The sequence below is a fragment of the Roseinatronobacter alkalisoli genome (assembly GCF_028745735.1).
In the GTDB taxonomy this organism is placed as follows: Bacteria; Pseudomonadota; Alphaproteobacteria; order Rhodobacterales; family Rhodobacteraceae; genus Roseinatronobacter; species Roseinatronobacter alkalisoli.
Map to the genome: position 1 here is coordinate 24,891 of NZ_JAQZSM010000014.1, position 22,304 is coordinate 47,194.

The following is a 22,304-nucleotide window of genomic DNA, read 5'->3' on the forward strand; positions in this document are numbered from 1 at the left end:
ATCTGATATGGCGGCATCGCGGCGCGATAAATTTACACGCGGTTGGTGGTTCATTCTGCCGGGGCTGATCCTGATGGCGGCAATCGTCGGAACGCCCCTTTTCATGGGCTTTCGCTACAGCCTGCATGATGTATTTCTGTATTCCTTCCATACCCAGAATTTTGTCGGGCTAGAAAACTACCGTCGGGCCTTTGCCGACCCGCTATATGTGAATTCACTGCGGATCACGGCGATTTTCACCATTGGCTGCGTGATCATTTCGGTGGGAATGGGCATTCTGATTGCCTTCCTGCTGAACGCCCGGCAGGTGAAATTCCGCGCCATGTGGATGGCACTGTTCCTGATCCCCTTCGTGATGACGCCGGTTGTGGGCGGCATTGCGTGGCGCTTTTTTATCTGGCAGCAGGAAGTCGGCGTTCTGAATCAGGTTCTGACCTTTTTCGGCGGCCCCGCGCCCTATTGGTTGCTGGACCGCGAAACCGCGCTTTGGGCTACGATCATCACCAATTCCTGGCATCTGATTCCGCTGGCGACACTGGTATTCTATGCCGCGCTAACCACCATTCCCGATGAATTGCATGAAGCCGGGCGTGTCGACGGGGCCGGGCCGTTTCAGTCGCTGTGGTATATCGTGCTGCCCATGCTGCGCCCGCATATCCTGTTTGTGTCAATCATCATCATCACATCCGCGTTCCGTGAATTCGACATGATATGGGCGCTGACCGGGGGCGGGCCGGGCCGATCTACCACGGTGCTGTCGATATTCGCCTATAATCGCGGCATCGCAAATCAGGACATGGGCATGGCCAATACCATCGCATTTACCATGTTCATCATCATGGCCGTGGTGGCATGGCTGTATATCACGCTTTATCGCAAGACATTGGGGGACAAGGCATGATCTCCGCCAGAATGAAGAAACACGGCGCAATCTGGATAGTACATGCATTGCTGGGGCTTTGGCTGGTTTTCTCACTCTTGCCACCGGTCATGCTGGTCGCGGCCAGCCTGAACCGCACAGCGCTTTTCCGCAGCCCGCTGGACCTGCTGATGTTCCGCGATTTCACGCTGGAAAACTTCAGCCAGGCATTCACCCGTGGCGATTTCTGGTTCTTCTTCACCAATTCGGTGATCATTTCTGCCTCTGCGGTGGTGATCACGCTGATCGTTTGCGTGCCTCTGGCCTATGGGCTGACCAAGATTTCGGGCCGCGCGCGCGAAGCGGTGTCCTTCGGCGTTCTGGCCATGCGCTTCATTCCATATGTGGTGCTGGCGCTGCCTTTGTTCCTGATCTTCGTCAATCTGGGCCTGTCAGGGTCGCGCGTCGGGCTGTTGCTGGCGCATCTGTCCATCCACATCCCCTTTGCGACATGGATGCTGGTTGGCTTTTTCGACACTGTACCACATGAGCTGGAAGAAGCGGGCATCGTCGATGGGTGCAGCCCGTGGAATCTGTTCTGGAATGTGACCCTGCCTGTCGTGCGCTCGGGCGTAGTGGCGCTGGCGATCCTGGTCTTTATCATTTCGTGGAATGAATACCTGTTCGCGCTGTTCCTTGCGGGCAATGATGCGCAACCCCTGACCGTGGGTATCACCCGCTTTCTGGGCGGGGCCGAGGCAGGGGCCGAATACGGGATTATCGCGGCCTATGCGGTGCTTGTCATCGCGCCTGTCATCCTGTTTGCACTGACCGCCAATCGCTTCATTGTCAGCGGTATGACGGCAGGTGCGGTAAAAGGGTAACCTGTCGTCGGGGCTTTCACGGCGCGGGACAAAACCCGCAAGGTGGCCCATGCCATCGGCGGGCCGTTTCACGGCCTGCCGGTTGCGCAGTTTGGGATATTCCTAACCCCTGCACCAGGTCGGAACTGGCCAGTTTTGCGTTCCTACTTGATATGCGGAACCATTAATCGCCCGAAGTCTGACCGTTCCCCAGACCCACCTCTGTGGTGATCAGGAAGCGATCTGTCAGCGGAAGCGCCGCCGCCCCAAGCGCGCGGGCGTCACTGCCCAGACTGCCCTCGCTGATAAGGGGCCGATCAATACCCGCAAGGTTCTGCGCGTTCATTGCAGCTTGCACACTTTCCAGCAGACGCCTGCGGATAGCGGGCGGGAACCAACCGTCAATCACAACGGCCTTGAAGTCGATCACGGCAAGGCAGGCGACAGTCGCCTGTGCAATCGCCTGCGCAGCCCGGGCAATCCAGTCGGAAATCAGATGATCCGGCACAGGCCAATCCTGTGGGTCCGTCCACAAAAGGTCGGGATCCAGCCCTTCGGTTACAAGCCGCTGTTCCAGCGAAAAGATCGAGGCAAGCTCGATCAGCTGGACAGTCCTGCCATCAGGCGCGCGCACCGGCATCGACCCCAATGCGCCGGAATTTCCGCTTTCGCCAGTATGCAACGCCCCGTTCAGGACGACACCACCACCAATGAAGAAACCGATGTAGAAATATACAAAATCCCGCGGCATGGCACGGGTGCCGAAAACCAGTTCCGCCCCACAAGCCGCGCTGGCGTCATTGCGCAGGAACACCGGATAAGGCAATTGCGCGCCCAGATCGGCGCATAGATCGCAATCGCGCCAGCGGTCCATCATCGCCTGCGGGGCGGAAATCGTTTCAGACCAGTCCCATATCTGAAACGGCTGCGCGATCCCCATTCCGGCCACGCGCGCGCGGTCATGTTCCGGCAACCTTTGCACCAGTTCATGCGCGGCCTTCAGCGCAAAGGCGCGCGCGGCCTTGGGTTCGGGCCAGTCATGGCGCAGCATCCTGCGGTCGCGGATCGCGCCATGAAAATCGATCAGGATCATCTCACTGGAACGCCGCCCGATCTTGAGTCCCAGAAAATAGGCCCCGTTCGCCGCCAGCGACATAGGCACCGAAGGCTGCCCGATTCGCCCACGGACCGGATCGCCCTTTTCCAGAAACCCGTCTTGTTCCAATGCGCGGATGATGACGGAAACCGTCTGCGCCGAAAGCCCTGTGACACGGGCGATTTCGGCTTTCGGCATGGCGCCCTGCGTATGCAACAGGGTGAACAGCAAGCGTTCATTCCAGGCGCGCAAACCAGACTGATTCGAGCCGCGCATGCTTTGCGACGATGGGGTTTGACCGGAATTTTCGTTCATATGTCACCTTCTGCTGCCTCTATGATTGCGAGATAAACGCGTATTCTGTCAATACTAAATAAAAGTGATTTATTTATTGACACAGATGCGATTCTACGGTTTCTTATGATCACCGCGACAGGCCGGACGGTAACACAAGCACTGACACCAGCCCCGCGCATTGCATTCCTGGGAGGAACAGAATGACACTCAAATCCGGACTGAAACTTTCACTGATGGGTGCTGTTGCCAGCACCGCATTGCTTGCCAGCCCTGCGAGCGCTGAAATCAGCGCCTGCCTGGTCACAAAAACCGACACCAACCCGTTCTTTGTGAAAATGCGCGAAGGCGCTGTCGCCGCTGCGGCCGAACTCGGGATAAATCTGCAAACCCATGCCGGGCGTCTGGACGGGGACGTGGAAACGCAGATCGCGGCTATCGAAAGCTGCGTCGCAGGCGGTGCCAGTGGCATTTTGCTGACGCCGAATGACAGCCGCGCGCTGGTTCCGGCAGTGACACAGGCACGTGAAAACGGTGTTCTTGTCATCATGCTCGACACCCCGCTGGAACCCGCAGATGCAGCCGATTCAACCTTTGCGACCGACAATTTTCTGGCCGGTGTCCTGATCGGGGAATGGGCGCTTGCCCAAATGGGCGACGATGCAGCCGACGCGAAAATCGCCACACTGGACCTGAATGCCAGCCAGATTTCGGTCGATTACCTGCGCAATCAGGGGTTCATGACCGGCTTTGGCATTGATGTAAAAGATCCAACCGTGATCGGCGACGAAGATGACCCGCGTATTGTCGGCCATGATGTGACCAACGGCAATGAAGAAGGCGGGCGCACCGCAATGGAGAACCTGTTGCAGCGCGACCCCGGCATCAATCTGGTCTATACCATCAACGAACCGGCAGCGGCCGGCGCATATGAAGCGCTGCGTTCAGTCGGGCGTCAGGATGACGTGCTGATCGTATCTGTGGACGGGGGCTGCCCCGGTGTGCAGAATGTGGCCGAAGGTATCATCGGGGCGACATCGATGCAGTTTCCGCTGCTGATGGCCGCCAAAGGTATCGAAGCCATCAAGGCCTATGCCGAAACCGGCGAAACGCCGGAAAACACCGATGGTCTGGATTTTTTCAACACAGGTGTGGAACTGGTTACCGACAACCCGGTGGAAGGCATTCCATCAATCACATCCGAAGAAGGTCTGACCCGCTGCTGGGGCTGATCTGACCATTCGTTCCTGAAACATGACCAAGACCTTGCCGCCCGTGCTATAAGGGCGGCAGGGATATGTCATTCCAGCCCAGCCGGAGGCCGCAGATGTCCGACACCCCACGCAATACCGCTGAGTATGAGCAAGCGCTTGGCAGCGCAGATGCCCAGCTGGCAGAGTTCGAAGGACCAAAACGCACCTTGCTTGGCCATGTGCAGCATTTTCTGCATTCTCATCCGACCATGGTGCCCGTTATCGTTCTGGCGCTGAGCCTTGTTGTGTTCGGCATTCTGGCGGGCGAGCGTTTCTTTACGCCCTTTAACCTGTCGCTGATTCTGCAACAGGTGTCCATCATCGGCATTCTGGCAGCAGCGCAATCCCTTATCATTCTGACTGCGGGCATTGACCTGTCGGTAGCCGCAATCATGGTGTTGATGTCCGTGGTATCGGGCAAGCTGGCGATCACGCTGGGCGTGCCCCCGTCCCTGGCGATCATGGCATCTTTCACGCTTGGCACACTGGCAGGGATGTTGAACGGGCTGCTGGTCACACGACTGCGCCTGCCCCCCTTCATTGTCACGCTGGGCACATGGAACATTTTCTTTGCGCTGAGTCTGTGGTTATCAGGTGCGCAGTCGATCCGTAGTCAGGATATCGACCAGATGGCACCGCTGTTGAAATTCTTTGGCAATTCCTTCCGGGTTGGCGGGGCAAATATCACCTATGGGTCAATCCTCATGGTGCTTGTCTTTGCGACATTATGGTATTTGCTGAACAAAACCGCCTGGGGGCGACATGTTTATGCGGTGGGCGATGACAAGGACGCCGCCGAACTGGCAGGCATCCGCACCGACCGCATGTTGATTTCGGTTTACGCGCTGGCGGGTTTCATCTGTGCGCTCGCGGCCTGGGCCAGTATCGGGCGGGTGGGATCAATTTCGCCTCAGTCCTTCTATGAAGGGAATCTGCAATCCATCACGGCGGTGGTGATCGGCGGCATCAGCCTGTTTGGCGGGCGCGGGTCCATCATGGGGGCGCTGTTTGGCGCGCTTATCGTGGGGGTGTTCCAGTCCGGCCTGCGTCTGGCGGGGGTGGATGTGCTGTGGCAGGTCTTTGCCATCGGCTGGCTTATCATCATTGCGGTCGCAATTGACCAATGGATCAGAAAGGTCTCAGCATGACACAGGAACCCATTCTGAAGGCACGCGGACTGGTCAAGCGTTATGGGCGCGTCACGGCCCTTGATCACTGCGATTTCGACCTGATGCCGGGCGAAATTCTGGCCGTGATCGGTGACAACGGCGCAGGAAAATCCAGCCTGATCAAGGCATTGTCAGGGGCCGTGACCGTTGATGAAGGGGAAATCACCCTGGAGGGGCAGCGCATCAGCTTCACCTCGCCGTTGCAGGCGCGCGAAGCGGGTATTGAAACCGTCTATCAGACGCTTGCCCTGTCGCCTGCCCTGTCCATCGTGGAAAACATGTTCATCGGGCGTGAATTGCGTAAACCGGGGCCGCTGGGGCAGTGGTTGCGCATGCTTGACATGCCCGCCATGCAGCAATTTGCCCGCACCAAGCTGAATGATCTGGGGCTGATGACCATTCAGAATATCAACCAGCCGGTTGAAACGCTTTCGGGCGGGCAGCGCCAGGGCGTGGCGGTGGCGCGTGCGGCAGCGTTCGGTTCCAGGGTGGTGATCCTTGACGAACCTACCGCAGCACTGGGCGTGAAAGAAAGCCGCAAGGTGTTGGAGCTGATCCTTGACGTAAGATCGCGCGGGATTCCGATTGTGCTTATCAGCCACAACATGCCCCATGTCTTCGAGGTGGCTGACCGCATTCATGTGCATCGACTGGGTAAGCGACTTTGCGTAATCGACCCGAAAGAACATTCGATGTCCGATGCCGTGGCCTATATGACCGGCGCGAAACGACCCGAAGCGGCATGAATGGTGGCGCGTGCCCCTTCGGGTTAACGCCGCACCATTGAGTCCCGATCAAGGGCCGGAAACGGAAACTGCCGTACCGGCCCTGCCCATATTCCTGTGCGACGCCATTTCATTTTGCTGGATGTGACGTTCAGAAAATCTGCTAATCTGCGTCCAGGCCGGTAATTGCTGTACCGGTATTCAAACAAGGAGTCGCAAGGATGCCCGGAGCAAAGATGTTCTTGTTGCCATTGGCAGCCTGGTGTGTGGTGGTTGCCGGGACGCTGTTGGCATTCCTGTTTCTGGAACCATCGGGCGACGGTTCTACGCGCGGATTCACCTTTATCTGGATCGGGCTGATCGGGTTCATCCTGGCGTTGTTGCTGGCATTTACTGCGGCGCGCATGGCCAAAGGCGCAGCGGGCAGGCCTGCCCGGTTGGCGCGGGCACTGCCCATGGTGATGGTCTTCATCGTGCTTGTACCGATCATGCTGCGCATGTTGGTGGCGCTGTTCGCCCCCTACTGACGCCATATCTCAGTTCTCAATGGAAATCGCGGCTTGGGAAAAGACGCTTGGCCTGTTCACGCGGATGGTGGGCGCGGGGCGGATAGCGCGGCGGGCGGGGGGCATCATCGGTCTGCGGCGCAGTCAGGCCGATAACACTGTCCAGCGGGTGGCCAAGCTCTGACAAACGGTGCGAAAGATCCTCGATCTGATCGGCGATCAGATGCACCACAATCCCTTCGCGCTCCAGTCGTCCTGTCACGCGCAGCAGTCGCCCGCCCATGACAATCCGCCGGAATCGCGCATAGGTTTTCGGCCAGACCACCACATTGGACACGCCGGTTTCATCCTCCAGCGTCAGGAATATCACGCCCGACGCGGTGCCGGGGCGCTGGCGGGTAATCACCAGCCCGCAGACCGATATCCGCCCAAGTGGCGCAGTGACAAGCCGGTCATGCGGGGTCAGCCCCGCAATGGCGGGGCGCAACAATTCCATCGGATGGGCGCGCAGACTCAGGCGCAGGGCGATGTAATCTTCGACCATTTCCTCGCCCAGATGCATGGCAGGCAGGGGCACGACCGGTTCACGCAGCCCTTCGCCATCAATCGGATCGGCGAAAAGCGGCAGCGGCGCGGGCGCGCGGATGGCGCGGACTGCCCAAAGCGCCGCGCGCCGTGTCAGACCCGCCCCTGCAAAGGCATCCGCCTCTGCCAGGCGTTCCAGCACCGCAGGTGCCACCCCTGCCCGCAGCCACAGGTTTTCGGGGTCAGGATAACCATTGCCGCGTGCCGCAACAATCCAGTCAGCATCATCGTGCCCAAACCCCCTGATCTGGCGAAATCCCAACCGCAGCGCCAATGCACCATCACCGCGCCGTTCCAGGATATTGTCCCATTGCGAACGGTTCACACAAACCGGGCGCACATCCACACCATGGTCACGCGCATCGCGCACAATCTGGGCAGGCGCGTAGAACCCCATCGGCTGGGAATTCAGCAATGCGCAGGCAAAGATCGCCGGATGGTGGCATTTCAGCCATGATGACACATAGGTCAGCATAGCAAAGGCCGCTGCATGGCTTTCGGGAAATCCGTAATCGGCAAACCCTTCGATCTGGGCGAAACAGGCTTCGGCCACGTCACGCGCATAGCCATTGTTCAGCATTCCGTTGATGAAGCGTTCGCGATGCGCGCCAATTGTACCCATGCGCCGGAATGACGCCAGCGAGCGGCGCAGCCTGTCCGCTTCTTCTGCGGTGTAACCTGCACCCACGACGGCAATCTGCATGGCCTGTTCCTGAAACAACGGCACGCCCAGCGTCTTGCGCGTCACCTGTTCCAGCGCCGGGCCAAAGGGTTCGGGGGTTTCAAGCCCCTGCCGACGACGAATATAGGGTTTGACCATGCCCCCCTGAATGGGGCCGGGGCGCACAATGGCCACCTCGATCACCAGATCATAGAATTCGCGCGGCTTCATCCGGGGCAGGAAATTCATCTGCGCCCGGCTTTCCACCTGAAACACGCCCACAGCATCAGCACGGCACAACATGTCATAGGTGGCGGGGTCCTGCTGCGGCACGGTGTCCAGTGTCAGGCGGGTTTGCGCATGGGTTTGCAATAAATCAAACGCCTTGCGGATACAGGTCAGCATACCCAGCGACAGGATATCAACCTTCAGGATGCCCAGTGCGTCAATATCATCCTTGTCCCATTCGATAACCGTGCGCCCCGCCATCGCGGCATTTTCAATGGGGCAAAGTTCATCCAGCCTGCCTTTGGTAATGACGAACCCGCCGACATGCTGGCTCAGATGACGCGGGAAACCGATGATTTCCCTGATCAGGCGCAGGGTCAGGGACAGGCGGCTGTCGCGCGGGTCCAGCCCCAGTTCGTACAGGCGTGCAGGATCGGCCCCGCCATTCGAGTATCCCCATATCTGGCCGGACAGCGCGGATGTGACATCCACGCTCAGCCCCATGACCTTGCCCACTTCGCGGATGGCGGCACGGGTGCGGAAATGGATGACCGTGGCGCACAGACCGGCACGGTCACGCGTGTAGCGGTCATAGATCCACTGGATGATCTCTTCGCGGCGTTCATGTTCGAAATCCACGTCAATATCGGGCGGTTCGGCGCGGTGGCGCGAAATGAAACGTTCAACCACCATGCCTATCATGTCAGGGCTGACATCGGTGATACCCAACAGGTAGCACAGGATGGAATTGGCGGCAGACCCCCGCCCCTGACACAGAATGCCGCGCGAGCGCGCCTCGGCCACGATGTCATGCACTGTCAGGAAATAGGCGGCGTAGTTCAGGTCTGCCACCAGCGCCAGTTCCTTGGCCATCAACCCCTGCACCCGTTGCGGCGCGCCTTGCGGATAACGCCGCGCCATGCCTTCGCGCGCCAACCGTTCCAGCCGCGCTTGCGGGGCCTCTCCCTGCGCAATCTCGTCAGGGTATTCATAGCTGAGCTGCCCCAGATCAAATGCGCAGCGCCCTGAAATCTCCAGCGTGCGCCGGATCGCGGCGGGGTGGCGGCGATAAAGACGCGCCATGTCGGCATGGCCCTTCAGGCGACGTTCTGCATTGGGCAGCGCGCGGGTGCCAATCCGGTCAATGGTGATCCCTTCGCGCAGGCATGTCAGCACATCGGCCAGCGGGCGGCGCGCAGCGCGGTGCATCAGCACATCGCCCACGGCCACCATTGGCGCGCTGGTGTGCTGCGCCAGTTGCGCGCAGGCATCAAACCAGCCCTGATCGCTGCCGTCATAACGCGGGGCCGCGCCCAGAAATACCTGTCCGGGATAGCGTGATTGCAACACCTTCAGCGGGGTTTCAGCCAGTGTCGGATCGGCAGGCGGCAAGGCAATCAGGATCATGCCCTGACAGCCCTTTTCAAGGTCGCGCAGAACCAGATGACATTCGCCCTTGGCGGCGCGGCGCTTGCCCTGTGTCAGCAACCGCGCCAGCCGGTGATATGCTGCACGGTCGGTGGGCAGAGCGATCCAGTCCACCGGGCAATCACCCAGCACCAGCCGCGCGCCCACAATCAGCTTCGGCAAATCCGGCAGGTCCGGATATGGCAATTCGCGTGCCGAAATCTGCTGACGTGATGAGGCGTCCATGCGCGTTGACGACCGGACCGGCAACCCCTTGCACGCCTCCTCGCGCAGAATTTTCAGGGCCGACCATGCGCGCACCACCCCTGCCAACGAATTGCGGTCCGTGATGGCAATGGCCGCCAGCCCCAGTTCCGCCGCGCGCAACACCAGTTCTTCGGGATGTGACGCGCCAGTCAGGAAGGTGAAATTCGAGGTGACGCATAACTCTGCATAGCTCATGCGAATTCCCCCTGCACATACCATCCGGGGTTTTGCGGCGTGTAAAACAGCCACAGCCTGCGGCCCTGATGGGTATGAACGCACCAGTAATCGCGCATCCCTGACCGCCAGGTCGCATCATCCAGCCACCATTCCGGCGCAATCCGTTCTGGCCCGATGGCGCGCGCCGTGGCAAAGGCCACGCGCCGCCAGCGAAACCGCGCAGGCGGCGTGCTGCCCGTGGCCACAATCACTTCCGGTGCGAACAGGCGCAGCGGGCGGGACTTGCCACTGCGCCAGCCACTTTCAGGCGCGCTATGGGCAGCAGGCGCGATCAGAAAGCTGCGTTCGGGAATATGGCTGTCAGCGGGCAGGAAACGCTGCACATTTTCCAGCCCGATGCGGGTGCCAATCCGGGTAATCAGATCGGCCAGCCGGTCGGGGCTTTGGGGTGCAGCACTCAGCCCTGTTTGCTGCGCAGCAAGCGGTTCTACCAGCGTCGCTTCCAACCGGAGCTGGTCAATGCCGAAACCGGCATCGACGGTTGCCACGCCACGTTCAAACAAGGGCAGGATACGTGCGGGCGCGCGCATGGCTGCGGCCAGACGCAATTCCACCTGCTGGCTGCCCTGATCCACCCGGCGCAGGGTCAGCACCAGTTGCCGCGCGCCTGCCCCTTGCGCGTGCAGCTTCGCACATAACGTGTCAAGCAGGCGTGCAGTCGCCGCCATGACATCCGCGACCAGACCGATGGGATCTGGCAGGGTCAGGCGCACCCCGTAATGCGGCGGCTCAGTCGCGGGGGCGATCGGTTCGGGGATATGGCCAAACGCCTGATCCAACCGTTGCAACAGATGCGGTCCGAAACGGCGGGCAAGCGGTGCCCGCGCCGCGCCCGACACATCAGCGATACTGCGCAGCCCCAGCCGCTGCAACGCAATGCAGGTCGCATTATCCAGCCGCAGCGCCGCCACCGGCAGTTCGTCCAGCGCCTGTTCCTGCGTGCCATAATGCGCCCGCGCCCAGGCCGCGCCGCGCGTGCAGCCCAGCCCCAGCCGCACCGCCAGCCCCGCTTTGCCCAGCCGGGTGTGCATATTCGCCAGCAGCGCCGCCTCGCCGCCCCACAGATGGGCCGCGCCGCTGATATCCAGCACCAGACCATCCGCCCCATCATTCCCGACCCAGGGACACCAGCGCAGCGCCCAACGGCGCAGCACCGCCAGAAAACGGACATCCAGATCAGGCCGCGCAGGGCGACACAGCAAATCCGGGCAGAAGGCGCGGGCATCCGCCAGCGACATGTCCCGGTGCAGCCCCGCCTGTTCGGCATGGGCATTCAGGCAATAAAGCCGTTCGCTATTGTCGTGCCGCAGGGTCAGCGCAAAGGGGCCATCAACCGGATATGCCCGCAGAACCCGGTCTGTCGCCAGCCGGGGAAACCACATGCAGACGATGCGTCTGTTCATCCCATCGAACATGCCAGGCCCCAAGTGTTCCCGATTTGTTCTTAATAATTTCCCAGCGCATCAGAGTCGAGTCGCTTCTGTTCTGGTCAAGGGCGGGGGTGGCATGCCAGCGGGTTTCGGCGGCATTGGACCCCATCCCTTCGGGAATCAGGCATAACCCCATGGTATTGCCTGCCCGCGCCGCCAGTTGCAGCCTGCGCCCCTCGCTCAGATCCAGCGGATGGGTAATCTCGATCACGACCAGCGGCACCGCGCCATCCTTCAGCGCCTCTTCGGCCACGGCAAGGCTGTCGGTCTGGCTGCGCGTATGCGCCAGCAGTAGCCGTGCAGGATCAAGAAAAGCAACAAGGCCGGGTGGATGCAGCACATCAGCCAGCCGGTTTTCGCGCACCCAAAGCACCACCCCCCCTGCCCTTGCAGCAAGTATGGACGCAAACGCCGTGGCACCGGGGCCGGATACTTCATGGACACGGGCGGCGCGCAGCGGGAACGCAAGGGGCAGATCAGATGACATACCCCCAATCTATGGCACAAACGCAGGCGTTTCAAACCGCAGAATGCCAGATAAGTGACTTAAAGCCCCGGTGACAGCGTTGCATATGCAGGGGAACGCATGACCGACCGGTCAGAAACTGCCGAACACCATCCCAAGCCCGATGATCAGCACGCAGGCAATCGTGGGCACCAGCACCGCGATGACAAAAATATCGCCATAAGCCTGTCGATGCGTCATACCACATATCCCCAGAAGTGTGACCACCGCACCGTTATGGGGCAGCGTATCAAGCCCCCCGGTCGCGACCGCGACAACCCGGTGTAAAAGTGCGGGATCAACCCCCTGCAGTGCGGCCTGCGACAGCAGCGATGATCCCAGAACATCCAGCGCAATCGACATCCCCCCTGAAGCCGAGCCAGTGATACCCGCCAGCGCCCCTGATGACAGCGCCGCCGAGATCAGGACATTCCCGCCCGACAACCCTTCAAGACTTTCCCGCAAGACCTCAAATCCCGGCAGGACAGCGATGACCGCGCCGAAACCCACAAGGCTCGCGGTATTGAACAATGGCAGAAGTGCGGATTCTGCCCCTGCATTCAGCACTTGCTTGATCTGTGGTGGACGACTGAGAATCAGCGCCAGCGTCAGTGCCACACCAAGCGCCGTGATCACTGACCACAGCCCCTTGACCCGCGACAATTCCGTCGCGCCATAGGTCGGATCGGCCAGATATCCGGTATCCAGCGCAGGCAGGATGAGACTGCCCATGGCCAACGTAACCACCCCCACCGACAGGATCGGTGCCAATGCGACCCAAAGCGGCAAGGGTCGGGCACCGGGCGGGACATCTGGCGCTTCCGGCGGGGCATCACCCGCAAGCACGCGCACCCGTATCTGCAACCAGATCAGCCCCAGACCCAGCATGACAACACCCGCAATCACCCCCAGACCGGGGGCAGCAAAAGGTGTCGTGCCGAAAGTCGCCATCGGGATCGCATTCTGAATCGATGGTGTGCCTGGCAAGGCCGTCATGGTAAAGGTAAAGGCCCCCAGCGCAATGGTCGCGGGGATCAGCCGCGCCGGCAGTCCTGTTTGGGCGAATAATGCACGCGCCAATGGCCACGCCGCGAAAGCCACCACAAACAATGACACCCCGCCATAGGTCAGCACCGCACATGCCAGAATCACGGCCAGAATTGCGTTTTGCGGACCAAGGGCCGAAGCAATAGCAGATGCAAGCCGCGTCGCAGCGCCAGATGCCTCCATTACCTTGCCAAAAAGCGCTCCCAGCAGGAACAGTGGAAAGAAACCCACCACAAAACCCCCCGCCGCCTGCATGAAAACCTGCGTATATCCGGCCAATACAGGCGCGCCGGATGCCAGCGTTGCAAGCAAGGCCAGAACAGGTGCAAGCACCAGTACCGAAACACCGCGCCATGCCCCGGCTATCAGTAATACCAATGCGAAAAGGATCAGAAAAACCGCCATGTCATCTCTCCTGCTGCGGTGCAGCATAGCTGAGTTGACGACCAGATGCGAGTGCTGGCATGTGCCCGTCACCGCACGTGTGCGTACAGGCGCCCGCGTGGCGGACCAGACACAAGCACAGCAGCGCAGACAATACCTGAGATGGCCAAGCTCGCTGGCACCGGCGCGCGCAATACGCTATCCTGCGCTGGCCAGAGGATGATATCTGCGCAGGCAATGGTATGCGAGCAGGCCGTAATCAGGCGGACTGCCCCCGCAAATGCTAATCGCGCATTTAATTCCTGCAGGACATTTCTGGTGACGCACTGACAGAGAGGTAGCCGATGTGGCATAGAATTACACGCTGGTCCCTGACCACGCCACATGGCCAAAAGGCAGGTAAAATCTGCGCAATACGCCGAAGCAACCTTGCCACCCGCATGCTCCTGCCCCTTCTGCCCGGACTCTGGCTGGCCCTGGCTGTCGCCATGCCCGTATCAGCACAGACACAGCAAGAAGCCATTGAACTGACCCCGAGCGGACAGGCTGTCGCCGTGGACACTGGCCCGAGCGATGACCGTATTGCGCAACGGATCGAAGGTATCCTGAAAACCACAGGCTGGTTCGATGCGCCACGGGTTAGCGTCGAGGACGGGATTGTCTTCATGGATGGCACAACCCGAACTGCTGAACGGCGCGCCTGGGCGGCAGAACTGGCAGCCAATACCGCAGGCGTTGTTGCTGTCGTGAACCGTGTGCAGGTCGACTACGAAGTCGAGTTGACCCTGACCCCGGCCTGGCGCGAATTGCGCGCGCTTGGCGACGCAGCCCTGCGGCTGATCCCCTCGGTCATCGTGGCCATTCTTGTCCTGCCGCTGGCCTGGATCACCTCGCGTCAGGTACACCGGCTGGCGCGCTACCTGCTGACCCCACGCATGGCATCGACCTTCACCGCCAATCTTGCCGCACGCGCCATTTCGCTTCCGGTGCTGTTTATCGGCATCTATCTTATCCTTCAGGTTGCGGGTCTGACGCAGCTTGCGCTGTCGATGATCGGGGGCGCGGGGGTGCTGGGGATCGTCATCGGGTTTGCCTTTCGCGATATTGTCGAGAATTTCCTTGCGTCTGTGCTGTTAAGCTTCCGGCAACCATTCCGGCGCGGCGATCTGATCGCGGTTGCGGGCCATCAGGGCGTGGTACACAGTATGAATACACGCAGCACTGTCCTTGCATCTGCGGATGGAAATCACATCCAGATCCCCAACGCAGTGGTTTTCAAATCCACCATCGAGAATTTCACCATCAACCCGACCCGCCGCGACATCATCGAACTGACGCTGCCGCATACGACAGAGCTGGCGCAACTGAAGGCCGCCATTGCCGAAGTGGCCCGCGCCGAGGCAGCTCTCTCCGCCGATCCGGCACCCCTGATCCTGATTGATGCGCTTGGGCCTGAGGACATGAAGGTGGTCGTGCACTACTGGTTTGACGGGCAAGCCACGTCGCCTCAACGGTTACGTTCACGCTTGCTGCGGCAGATCCTGCGCAGCTTGCATGGCAAAGAAGTGTCCAGCCGTTCTGATGCGCCGGTTGGCATCGGACCTGACACGCCACCGGATGATGCCCTTGTCCCCGCCAGCGGTGTCACCCCCGAGCAACTCCGGACACCTGTAGAAGGCAGCGATCAGGGCGACTTGCTCAGCCGGTGAAACGCGCCGGAGCTGATGCGCGAACACGCGACGGCGCGAACCGGATTCGAACACGACCAGACATCGTCCTGCGCTAGTGCGTTCCGGAAGGGCCCTGAATCCTGGGTTTTCCAAGTCTGCGAATTTATGCTTCATCTTGGTTGGGAGGATGGATCATGTCAGCACCTTTGCCGATGGCACTCGCGCGCGCGATAGCATCTTCGAATGGATGCGTCCTTTGGGCGATGGGGTGAACAGATTTCCATTGTGGGCCTGACGATCCGGGGTCTGATCGCGCCATGGGTGATCAGGTGGGGCAAATCTGCAATGCTGAATTCCCGCGTCTCGGGGTGTTTTCCGGGGTAGCCCAAGGTCGGAAACTCAGGCTGCTTCAGCCTGACCGGCCGTGCATTGCGGCTATCCCGCCAAAGACCTCACCCGTAGGCGCGACCTTGCTGTCGCACGCGGCGGCAATACCGTCACTGATCCGCTGCATCTGCAAGGTGTTGGCTTCGATATACTGCTCAATCGCCTGATTGACGATGTAGTCTGAGCGAACGGTCCATCGCCCCGCCAGCGCGCCGATCTTGGCCACCCGGGCCGTGCGGATCGGCTAGCCGGGGCAAAGGGCCAATGCATTTCATTCTACCGAAAGCCGGGATTGAGGCGTGGGATCCCCCGGGCGAGGCCGCGCATCATCCCGAGGGGCAGACTGCATGCATAGCGGAGACCGAGCGCGAAATGGCGGGCCGGGTCGATAGGACGGTTCTCGATTCTCATATCAACGATGCTCCATTCTGCGATACCGCACTGGCCCAACTTGATGCCCGGGTCGCGGCAGGTGTCGTGATTCCAGGAAAGGTCACGGCATAAGTGAGCAGTTTGCTCGCAAGGTCACGCCGGTTTCGGGCGGGGGGAACGGGATCGGCGGCGCTCTCGAACGCATGGCCTTCACCCCCTCACATTCGCGAAGCTCAAACACTGGAAGCACAATGCGCCACCCTACTCGCAAGACACACTATGGCGCACCGTCGGACCGATCCTCAACCACTTCATCCCTGACGAGTGTGCAAACTACATCAAAAACGCAGGCTATGCTTCTGTGCAATCCTGAAAGATTCTAGCCGCCGAAAAGCTGATAAAGCGGGTTGGGCCAGCTTAGCCGCAGGAATTTTTCAAACAGCGCCCACCCCACAACGCTTGTCGCCACACATATGACGAACGCCTGGATCGGGCGTTCGCCCATCGCAATCATCGCAAGCAGAACGAACCCGATCAGCGCCACTGGCAGTCCGATCAGCCAGCCAAGACCACACATGACACATAGCGCGCCAAGAAACAGCCCGGCACGCCAACTGACGGTTTTTTGCGTCATCTGGCCGAAATCTGTCTCTATATCGAAATTACCCTCTGTCGCGGTCGCTGCGTCCGGCACCCTGCGATGCAGCACACATGTGACCAAGGCAATGACACAACACGCAATCCCCAGCCCGGAAACGATTTGCGGCAATATACCGGCCCGGAAGGTCCACGCCAGAGATGTTACAAAGGCCGCGAAGGTGACTGCAAGCCCCCCCACGCTGAACAGCAAATCCGCGCTTGGCCGGAATTCAACGCGCCATTGAGCAGGCGCGCGATCCTCATTCCGGCGTCTGGCCTGGAAAAAACGGCGCAACATAAGCATCACGACAAACAGCAGGCTCCCCACCAGCATGGGCCAGACGAAGGGGCGCGCAACCCAGTCCCAGCCGTGAATGTTCATCGATATATGAAAATACCGATCCACAAGCGGTGCCAGAATGAACGCCAGAAAAAACGGCGCGCGCGACCAGCGGGCGCGTTTCATCAGCCAACCCAGTATTCCGATAAGGATCACGGCAATCACATCACCCCAGGACCGCGAGGATTGCACAGCCCCGATCATGACAATGCTCAGCATGATCGGCACCAGAATGGACGAGCGCACAAAGACCAGCTTCGCCAGCCAGCGTGTCAACCCGAAGGCCAGAAAGCCACCAAAGATATTCGCAACCACGATTGTCGCTATCATCATATAGGTAAAGTCAATTTTGCCGACCAGCATATCCGGACCAGGTGCGATTCCGTGCAACAGCAGCCCGCCCAGAATAAGCGCCATCGGCGCAGAACCGGGAATGCCGAAGGTAAGCGTGGGCAGCAACGCGCCGCCGACAGTCGCGTTATTGGATGATTCAACCGCAATGACACCGCGCACATCGCCATTGCCGAATTGTGATTTACCGCGCGTTGTGGCCGACACATAGGCATAAACCAGCCACGGAATAACCGCTGCGCCAATAGCGGGAACTACGCCCAGAACCGCGCTGATCCCGCTAGATTTCGTCATCAGCCACGGGTGCGACAAGGCATCTTTCACGCCCTGCCATTCACCGTTCAGGGCGCTGCTGTTCTCTTTTTCAGTCTGGGCAATCCGGGTATTAAGAATGGCCATATCCACCAGTTCCGGAAGCGCATAAATGCCAAGCGCGACCAGCAGAATGCCCACCCCGTCCCACAGATATACCTGCCCGAAGGTCCAGCGCAGGGTCGCGGTCTGTGGGTCCTGGCCGATATATGCCAGCAAAACCCCAAGACAGGCTGCACCGATACCACGCGCCAGTGACTGACCACTGACCGCAGCCACCATGGCCAGTCCGAAAATGACCAGCCCCAACAATTCCGGCGATGTTGCCCGCATCATAACCGGCATGATGAAGGGGATAGTAGCCAGCAATACGGCCGCCCCGAAAATTCCCCCGAGTACGGATGACGTGAACGCAGCCCCCATGGCCCGGCCAGCTTCACCGCGTTTTGCCATGGGGTGCCCGTCCAGCACTGTTACCATGGATGCAGGCGTACCCGGCACGCCGAACAGAATTGCAGGAATTGAATCCGCGGTGGATGTGACAGCCAGTGTCGCCAGCAAAAACGCAATCGCGGTATAAGGGTCCAGCCCGAAGGTGAACGGCAGCAAAAGCGCAACCCCCGACAACCCTCCAATGCCCGGTAGAACTGCAATCAGCGTACCGATAACCGCGCCAAGCATGATATAAAGGATGATCTGACTGGAAAATATACCGGCCAGAACGGCCGAGAATTGGGAAATGACTTCCATGATACCCCTTATCGCCCCATAGCGACCCGTCGTATAAGGCGCGCGTACCTGCGCGCCTTATTTGCGCAGTCCGACTACTGCTGTGACAGTTGAAGGAACCAGTCACGCACGTCTTCCGGCTGGCCCATATCCGCTTCAAGACGTTCCTGCAGCCACGCGCCTGTCGCATGATTGATGGGTATCTGACGCTCGGCGGCCTCTGCCAGCAGTTCCGGATCACGCATGACCGTATCCAGTAGATCGCGGATATAATCCGTGCGCTCCTGTGGCACGCCCGGTGGCATGATCAGTGACAGGCCGATGGCTGCCGTGTTGCTGACTGTTTCCACTACACCGCGCAGCGCGTGGTCGTCCGGGGTCAGGTCCAGCAGACTGGGGTAATCACTAAGCCCGTCAATCGGGTCAATTCCGACCCAACCAAGTATGTTCAGCGTGCCATCTTCAACCAGATGCCATTTGTTTACCAGCAGGTTCGCAGGTTCCGCTGTGGTGGACTGCACCTCGCCCTGTTCCATACCCAGAAATGCGGGGCCACCGCCAGAATATCCGGGGACGGCGCGAAACTGTGTACCGATCACGTCATTCGCCGCCGCCATAACCTGATGGGTCGATGTGCCGATCGCCAGGATGGAATGCGACAGCGGCGTTTCCATGGCGTCTTCAAATGTGGAAACGCCGCTGTCAGCGCGGGCCACATAAACGCGCGGCAGGTCAACCAGCCGCCCGAGCGCTGTAAACTCATTCGGCACATAGCGCGTTGCGTCGGGCTGTGTGAATGTGTTGGTCACAATGGACGGGGTGGGCATGCCAAATTCAGTGCCGTCCTTGTTGGCGGCCGTAAACATGTGGTTCATGCCGACGATGCCACCCGCACCTGTGCGATGCTCCAGCACCATTTCGGTTCCCGCAGGAAGATGTTTCTGCGCGTATTTCATGAACAGCAGCAGATACAGATCCATTGTGCCGCCCGCCCCGGTGGAACTGATCAGCCGGATGGTCTTGCCTGCATAGAAATCCTCTGCGGTTTGGGCGCTGGCATCCAGCGCGGCAAACCCCACGCCAAGCGCAATCCCAGCAGTGCAGATTGCCGTGAGTGTACGTTTCATCATGTCTCCTCCCGTGATGATGTTGGTAGGGATGGGGTGCGCGTCACCGCGCACCCCCTTACTTGGCGCAAGTGACATGCCCGGCACCATCGGGTTCGCCCCACTATGGCGGGCTACTTGCTGAAACTGACACAACGGTCGCGTCAGGTTGGCATTCCAGTTGTCGGGTATGCAGCTATTGTCAGTGCGCAGGCTGGCCGAAACCGGGCCGGGCGCAATGTCGTTTTCCTTCCGGCCTGCAGGCGTCGCCGACAGATCGAAAGCCACTACTGCAGGGCCACCGCTGCAACAGGCCAGTGTATGTGCGTCGGCTGAAAGGACATCGCCCATTTTATCAAGGCTCAGTCTGTCCGCATTTCTCATGACGCCTTCCTCCCAAATGCGCACCATAAATTAGAGGTATGCGTTAATAGGTATCCATGTCAACTGTATGTTTGATTAACAAATTATCCTAAGCACCGCCTGATCAGATTAAGCCGGTCCCTTCGTGGATGGTTGCGGCCTGTCGCAGACCTTGCGTTTTCATATGATATGATCACAGAAGCGTTGCGAAATTTGCAGTCAATATTAATCAAATAAAAACAAAGGCATGAAGCCTTTTCATTCGCAGAACCAACGCATTTTTCGCGCATATATAGCAAATGATTTTTACCGACCGGGGCGCGGTTCAAGTGTTTGCCCGGATGGGCCAAGATGTGCAGACAGACAAAAAAGCCCACGTTGGCCACTGAAAAACCCGAAGGGTAGCCGATAGCGCCCACCCCATCTTCAACCAATACAATACGTTACGGCATCAGGCGCACATAGCTGTCACATACGGTTAACAAGTTCCGCTGCGGATTGTCTGAACAGTTTCCGGGCGGTCATGAATGTGCCGCCCGGAAGCCCTGCACCTGTATGTTTGCGTCACAAGGCAGCGCGCTGATTTACCTTCTGCTCGGCGATATCGGACATGGTTTCGTCACCGGAATGGGCGGCGTCCAGCATTCCGCTCAGTGTTTGTGCCTCATTTGGCAGCCCGAGTTGCTTGGCAAAGGCGGCGGCACAGCCGTAACCGGCAATCGCATAATGCGCCATGCGCTGATACTGCGTGATGATCACCGCGTCACGGACGGCATCATCGTCGAACTCTTCCTTCAGCGCATGGCTGCGCGCTTCGCGCACTAGGCCTTCCATACCTTTGCAATGCGCGCCGTCCGGGTCGGCGTCATGCGCACGAATAAGTGTCTCCAGCTTGCCGGTGCCATCTTCGATCCCGCTGACCCCACGTTCAAGGGCGCGCTTCAGATTGTCGCTGGCAGCAGCATTGACCAGATTGCGCACGGCTTTTAGCGCTTGCTTGTTGGCGCTGTGAAGGTCTTGTAATTGATGAATATAGACATCTTTCAGACTTTGCATGAGGAACTCCTTCGGATTGGACCCGGATGTGGGTTGTACCAAGACAACGCATGCAAGCGCCGGGTGGTTTCATGCGCCCGCCCCCTTCGGCGCCAACAACCGGATGCGCACCGCGAAAGAGGCGGGATTACCCGCCGGGCTGTTCTCGGTCATCACTGGTTCAGCCCGCGAGATCGGACAAGCCATAACCGACCGCCCAATCATGCGGAAACTGACCTTCACAGGATCGACCGAAGTTGGCGCAAAGCTCTATGCCCAATGCGCGCCCACGATCCTGACCGGCTTGACCGCCGATATGGCAATCGCCAGAGAGGAAACATTCGGCCCCGTCGCGCCCCTGTTCAGATTCGTCTCCGAGGCGCTGGATTATGGCATGGTTGGTGTGAACACCGGGCTGATTTCAACTGCCAAAGCGCCCGTCGGCCGGGTCAAGATGTCTGGCCCTGGGCGGGAAGGATCCCGCCACGGCCTCGATGATTTCCTTAAAGCCAAATATATCTGCATGGGCGGCATCGGGGCTGGAGAATAGCGCATGGACCGGGACCAGTTCGCACCCCGGAACAAACATACCACCGACACGGGCGCACAACTTCGCAGGACGCAGCGCACCCGTGCGCCGTGCGCATCATGACCAGACAACGCAATCTGTCGCGCCAAGATCGCACAGGGGTGCCGGGTGGTTGGCTGGAAAATCTGCACGACCTTCAAGACGATGCAATATGCAATGAACATCGACATTCCCGACAGCGATATCCTGTTTGACGACATGCTGTCCGAACATGGCGCAACCGTGCCCAAGGACCGGTTCATTCAACCGAGGGTCGAGCCGGAGATTGCCTTCGTCATGAAAAGCGCCACCGGTGGTAGCAATGCGACCCGCGCCGACGTTCTGGCCGCGACGGACTATGTTGCCCCGCTCTCGAAATTCTGAATACCCGCATACTGCGCAACGATCCCGGAACCGGCCAAACCCGCACTGTCTTTGACACGATCAGTGACAACGCCGTCAATGCAGGCGTGGTTCCGGATGCCATCAGAAAGATCGTGGCGGCCGACAAAGCCGCTGGAATCTTCACGCTCGACCCGGCACTTCAGCAGGAATGCCGCGCCATCGGTGCACGCTTTATTGCCGCCAATATCGACGTGACCCTGTTGGCGCGCAACATCCGGAATGCTACGGCCACCGCGCGGGCGCGCTTGTCCTGAAACAGGCACGGCGGCGGCATGGCCAACCGGCCAAGTGGGAACGGGCGCATTGAACCCGCCTGCGGCGGAACTGCCGTCAGCGTAATCAGCAGGCGTCAGCATTTCCGTAGTACCGGGAACCATACCGATATCCTTCGGCCAAGCGGAAAATGGATCGGACGCAATCTGCGTGACACTTCGTCACAAAGTGGTACGTACACCCAGTGTCCTTTCCTTCACGCGATCATTTCCTTTGCACTTAAGAAGTTCTTAACTTC

The 22,304-nt window shown here is 59.6% G+C and carries 17 protein-coding genes and 2 pseudogenes; 10 read left to right on the forward strand and 9 right to left on the reverse strand.

Annotated elements, in window-relative coordinates; genetic code table 11:
• Positions 1-7: 7 nt before the first annotated feature.
• Positions 8-901, forward strand: coding sequence for a carbohydrate ABC transporter permease (locus PUT78_RS14375; protein ID WP_274352965.1), 894 nt, complete (start codon positions 8-10; stop codon positions 899-901).
• Positions 898-1,743, forward strand: coding sequence for a carbohydrate ABC transporter permease (locus PUT78_RS14380; protein ID WP_274352966.1), 846 nt, complete (start codon positions 898-900; stop codon positions 1,741-1,743). Before PUT78_RS14375 ends, PUT78_RS14380 begins: the two co-directional genes overlap by 4 nt.
• A 163-nt stretch (positions 1,744-1,906) precedes the next feature.
• On the opposite strand, the gene PUT78_RS14385 is transcribed toward PUT78_RS14380, so the two are convergent.
• The gene (locus tag PUT78_RS14385) at positions 1,907-3,133 is read right to left on the reverse strand and encodes an ROK family transcriptional regulator (RefSeq protein ID WP_274352967.1); all 1,227 of its coding nucleotides are present in this window, start codon (positions 3,131-3,133) and stop codon (positions 1,907-1,909) included.
• A 182-nt stretch (positions 3,134-3,315) separates the two neighbouring features.
• Between PUT78_RS14385 and PUT78_RS14390 the strand changes: the two genes are divergently transcribed.
• From PUT78_RS14390 to PUT78_RS14405, 4 genes are all read left to right on the forward strand, one after another.
• Positions 3,316-4,344: a sugar ABC transporter substrate-binding protein gene (locus PUT78_RS14390; protein WP_274352968.1), complete on the forward strand. Its 1,029-nt coding sequence runs from the start codon at positions 3,316-3,318 to the stop codon at positions 4,342-4,344.
• Positions 4,345-4,439: 95 nt separating this feature from the next.
• Positions 4,440-5,513 carry an ABC transporter permease gene (locus PUT78_RS14395; RefSeq protein WP_274352969.1) on the forward strand — a complete coding sequence of 358 codons (1,074 nt, stop codon included), beginning with the start codon at positions 4,440-4,442 and terminating at the stop codon, positions 5,511-5,513.
• Entirely contained in the window at positions 5,510-6,280 is a 771-nt protein-coding gene (locus tag PUT78_RS14400; RefSeq protein WP_274352970.1) for an ATP-binding cassette domain-containing protein, read from the forward strand. The genes PUT78_RS14395 and PUT78_RS14400 overlap by 4 nt, the downstream gene beginning before the upstream one ends.
• A gap of 200 nt (positions 6,281-6,480) precedes the next feature.
• Entirely contained in the window at positions 6,481-6,786 is a 306-nt protein-coding gene (locus tag PUT78_RS14405; protein WP_274352971.1) for a hypothetical protein, read from the forward strand.
• Positions 6,787-6,802: 16 nt separating this feature from the next.
• Here PUT78_RS14405 and PUT78_RS14410 read toward each other — a convergent pair whose 3' ends face one another.
• The 4 genes from PUT78_RS14410 to PUT78_RS14425 all read right to left on the reverse strand — a co-directional run bounded on the left by PUT78_RS14410 (position 6,803) and on the right by PUT78_RS14425 (position 13,537).
• Positions 6,803-10,108 carry an error-prone DNA polymerase gene (locus PUT78_RS14410; protein WP_274352972.1) on the reverse strand — a complete coding sequence of 1,102 codons (3,306 nt, stop codon included), beginning with the start codon at positions 10,106-10,108 and terminating at the stop codon, positions 6,803-6,805.
• On the reverse strand, positions 10,105-11,565 hold the full coding sequence (locus tag PUT78_RS14415; RefSeq protein WP_274352973.1) for a Y-family DNA polymerase: 1,461 nt from the start codon (positions 11,563-11,565) through the stop codon (positions 10,105-10,107). The genes PUT78_RS14410 and PUT78_RS14415 overlap by 4 nt, the downstream gene beginning before the upstream one ends.
• Complete coding sequence (locus tag PUT78_RS14420) at positions 11,480-12,067, reverse strand: ImuA family protein (protein WP_274352974.1); 588 nt, start codon at positions 12,065-12,067, stop codon at positions 11,480-11,482. The genes PUT78_RS14415 and PUT78_RS14420 overlap by 86 nt, the downstream gene beginning before the upstream one ends.
• Positions 12,068-12,178: 111 nt before the next feature.
• Positions 12,179-13,537: a GntP family permease gene (locus PUT78_RS14425; protein ID WP_274352975.1), complete on the reverse strand. Its 1,359-nt coding sequence runs from the start codon at positions 13,535-13,537 to the stop codon at positions 12,179-12,181.
• Between the two features lie 419 nt (positions 13,538-13,956).
• Here PUT78_RS14425 and PUT78_RS14430 point away from each other — a divergent pair, with 419 nt between their 5' ends.
• Positions 13,957-15,225 carry a mechanosensitive ion channel family protein gene (locus tag PUT78_RS14430; protein WP_274352976.1) on the forward strand — a complete coding sequence of 423 codons (1,269 nt, stop codon included), beginning with the start codon at positions 13,957-13,959 and terminating at the stop codon, positions 15,223-15,225.
• 370 nt (positions 15,226-15,595) lie between these two features.
• Here PUT78_RS14430 and PUT78_RS14435 read toward each other — a convergent pair whose 3' ends face one another.
• Positions 15,596-15,799 (reverse strand): hypothetical protein, encoded by a 204-nt coding sequence (locus tag PUT78_RS14435; RefSeq protein WP_274352977.1) that lies wholly within the window; start codon positions 15,797-15,799, stop codon positions 15,596-15,598.
• Between PUT78_RS14435 and PUT78_RS23810 the strand changes: the two genes are divergently transcribed.
• Positions 15,769-16,077, forward strand: coding sequence for a hypothetical protein (locus PUT78_RS23810; RefSeq protein WP_420793503.1), 309 nt, complete (start codon positions 15,769-15,771; stop codon positions 16,075-16,077). The two genes, PUT78_RS14435 and PUT78_RS23810, sit on opposite strands and share 31 nt — an antisense overlap.
• Before the next feature lie 247 nt (positions 16,078-16,324).
• Here the strand turns inward: PUT78_RS23810 and PUT78_RS14440 are convergent, their stop codons facing one another.
• The 3 genes from PUT78_RS14440 to PUT78_RS14450 form a co-directional block, all read right to left on the reverse strand.
• A complete protein-coding gene (locus tag PUT78_RS14440; protein ID WP_274352978.1) occupies positions 16,325-18,337 on the reverse strand; it encodes a tripartite tricarboxylate transporter permease in 2,013 nt (670 codons plus the stop codon).
• A gap of 74 nt (positions 18,338-18,411) precedes the next feature.
• Positions 18,412-19,806, reverse strand: coding sequence for a Bug family tripartite tricarboxylate transporter substrate binding protein (locus tag PUT78_RS14445; RefSeq protein ID WP_274352979.1), 1,395 nt, complete (start codon positions 19,804-19,806; stop codon positions 18,412-18,414).
• 543 nt (positions 19,807-20,349) lie between these two features.
• Positions 20,350-20,841: a YciE/YciF ferroxidase family protein gene (locus PUT78_RS14450; protein WP_274352980.1), complete on the reverse strand. Its 492-nt coding sequence runs from the start codon at positions 20,839-20,841 to the stop codon at positions 20,350-20,352.
• Between the two features lie 112 nt (positions 20,842-20,953).
• Here PUT78_RS14450 and PUT78_RS14455 point away from each other — a divergent pair.
• Positions 20,954-21,370: pseudogene (locus PUT78_RS14455) on the forward strand (aldehyde dehydrogenase family protein); the annotation flags it as partial.
• A gap of 111 nt (positions 21,371-21,481) precedes the next feature.
• Positions 21,482-21,894: pseudogene (locus tag PUT78_RS14460) on the forward strand (FAA hydrolase family protein); the annotation flags it as partial.
• Positions 21,895-22,304: the final 410 nt, after the last annotated feature.

Excerpts from the sequence above, each read along its gene's own strand:
- PUT78_RS14375 (WP_274352965.1), top strand. The coding sequence starts at position 8 with ATGGCGGCATCGCGGCGCGATAAATTTACACGCGGTTGGTGGTTCATT.
- PUT78_RS14380 (WP_274352966.1), top strand. The coding sequence starts at position 898 with ATGATCTCCGCCAGAATGAAGAAACACGGCGCAATCTGGATAGTACAT.
- PUT78_RS14385 (WP_274352967.1), bottom strand. The coding sequence starts at position 3,133 with ATGAACGAAAATTCCGGTCAAACCCCATCGTCGCAAAGCATGCGCGGC.
- PUT78_RS14390 (WP_274352968.1), top strand. The coding sequence starts at position 3,316 with ATGACACTCAAATCCGGACTGAAACTTTCACTGATGGGTGCTGTTGCC.
- PUT78_RS14395 (WP_274352969.1), top strand. The coding sequence starts at position 4,440 with ATGTCCGACACCCCACGCAATACCGCTGAGTATGAGCAAGCGCTTGGC.
- PUT78_RS14400 (WP_274352970.1), top strand. The coding sequence starts at position 5,510 with ATGACACAGGAACCCATTCTGAAGGCACGCGGACTGGTCAAGCGTTAT.
- PUT78_RS14405 (WP_274352971.1), top strand. The coding sequence starts at position 6,481 with ATGCCCGGAGCAAAGATGTTCTTGTTGCCATTGGCAGCCTGGTGTGTG.
- PUT78_RS14410 (WP_274352972.1), bottom strand. The coding sequence starts at position 10,108 with ATGAGCTATGCAGAGTTATGCGTCACCTCGAATTTCACCTTCCTGACT.
- PUT78_RS14415 (WP_274352973.1), bottom strand. The coding sequence starts at position 11,565 with ATGTTCGATGGGATGAACAGACGCATCGTCTGCATGTGGTTTCCCCGG.
- PUT78_RS14420 (WP_274352974.1), bottom strand. The coding sequence starts at position 12,067 with ATGTCATCTGATCTGCCCCTTGCGTTCCCGCTGCGCGCCGCCCGTGTC.
- PUT78_RS14425 (WP_274352975.1), bottom strand. The coding sequence starts at position 13,537 with ATGGCGGTTTTTCTGATCCTTTTCGCATTGGTATTACTGATAGCCGGG.
- PUT78_RS14430 (WP_274352976.1), top strand. The coding sequence starts at position 13,957 with ATGCTCCTGCCCCTTCTGCCCGGACTCTGGCTGGCCCTGGCTGTCGCC.
- PUT78_RS14440 (WP_274352978.1), bottom strand. The coding sequence starts at position 18,337 with ATGGAAGTCATTTCCCAATTCTCGGCCGTTCTGGCCGGTATATTTTCC.
- PUT78_RS14445 (WP_274352979.1), bottom strand. The coding sequence starts at position 19,806 with ATGAGAAATGCGGACAGACTGAGCCTTGATAAAATGGGCGATGTCCTT.
- PUT78_RS14450 (WP_274352980.1), bottom strand. The coding sequence starts at position 20,841 with ATGCAAAGTCTGAAAGATGTCTATATTCATCAATTACAAGACCTTCAC.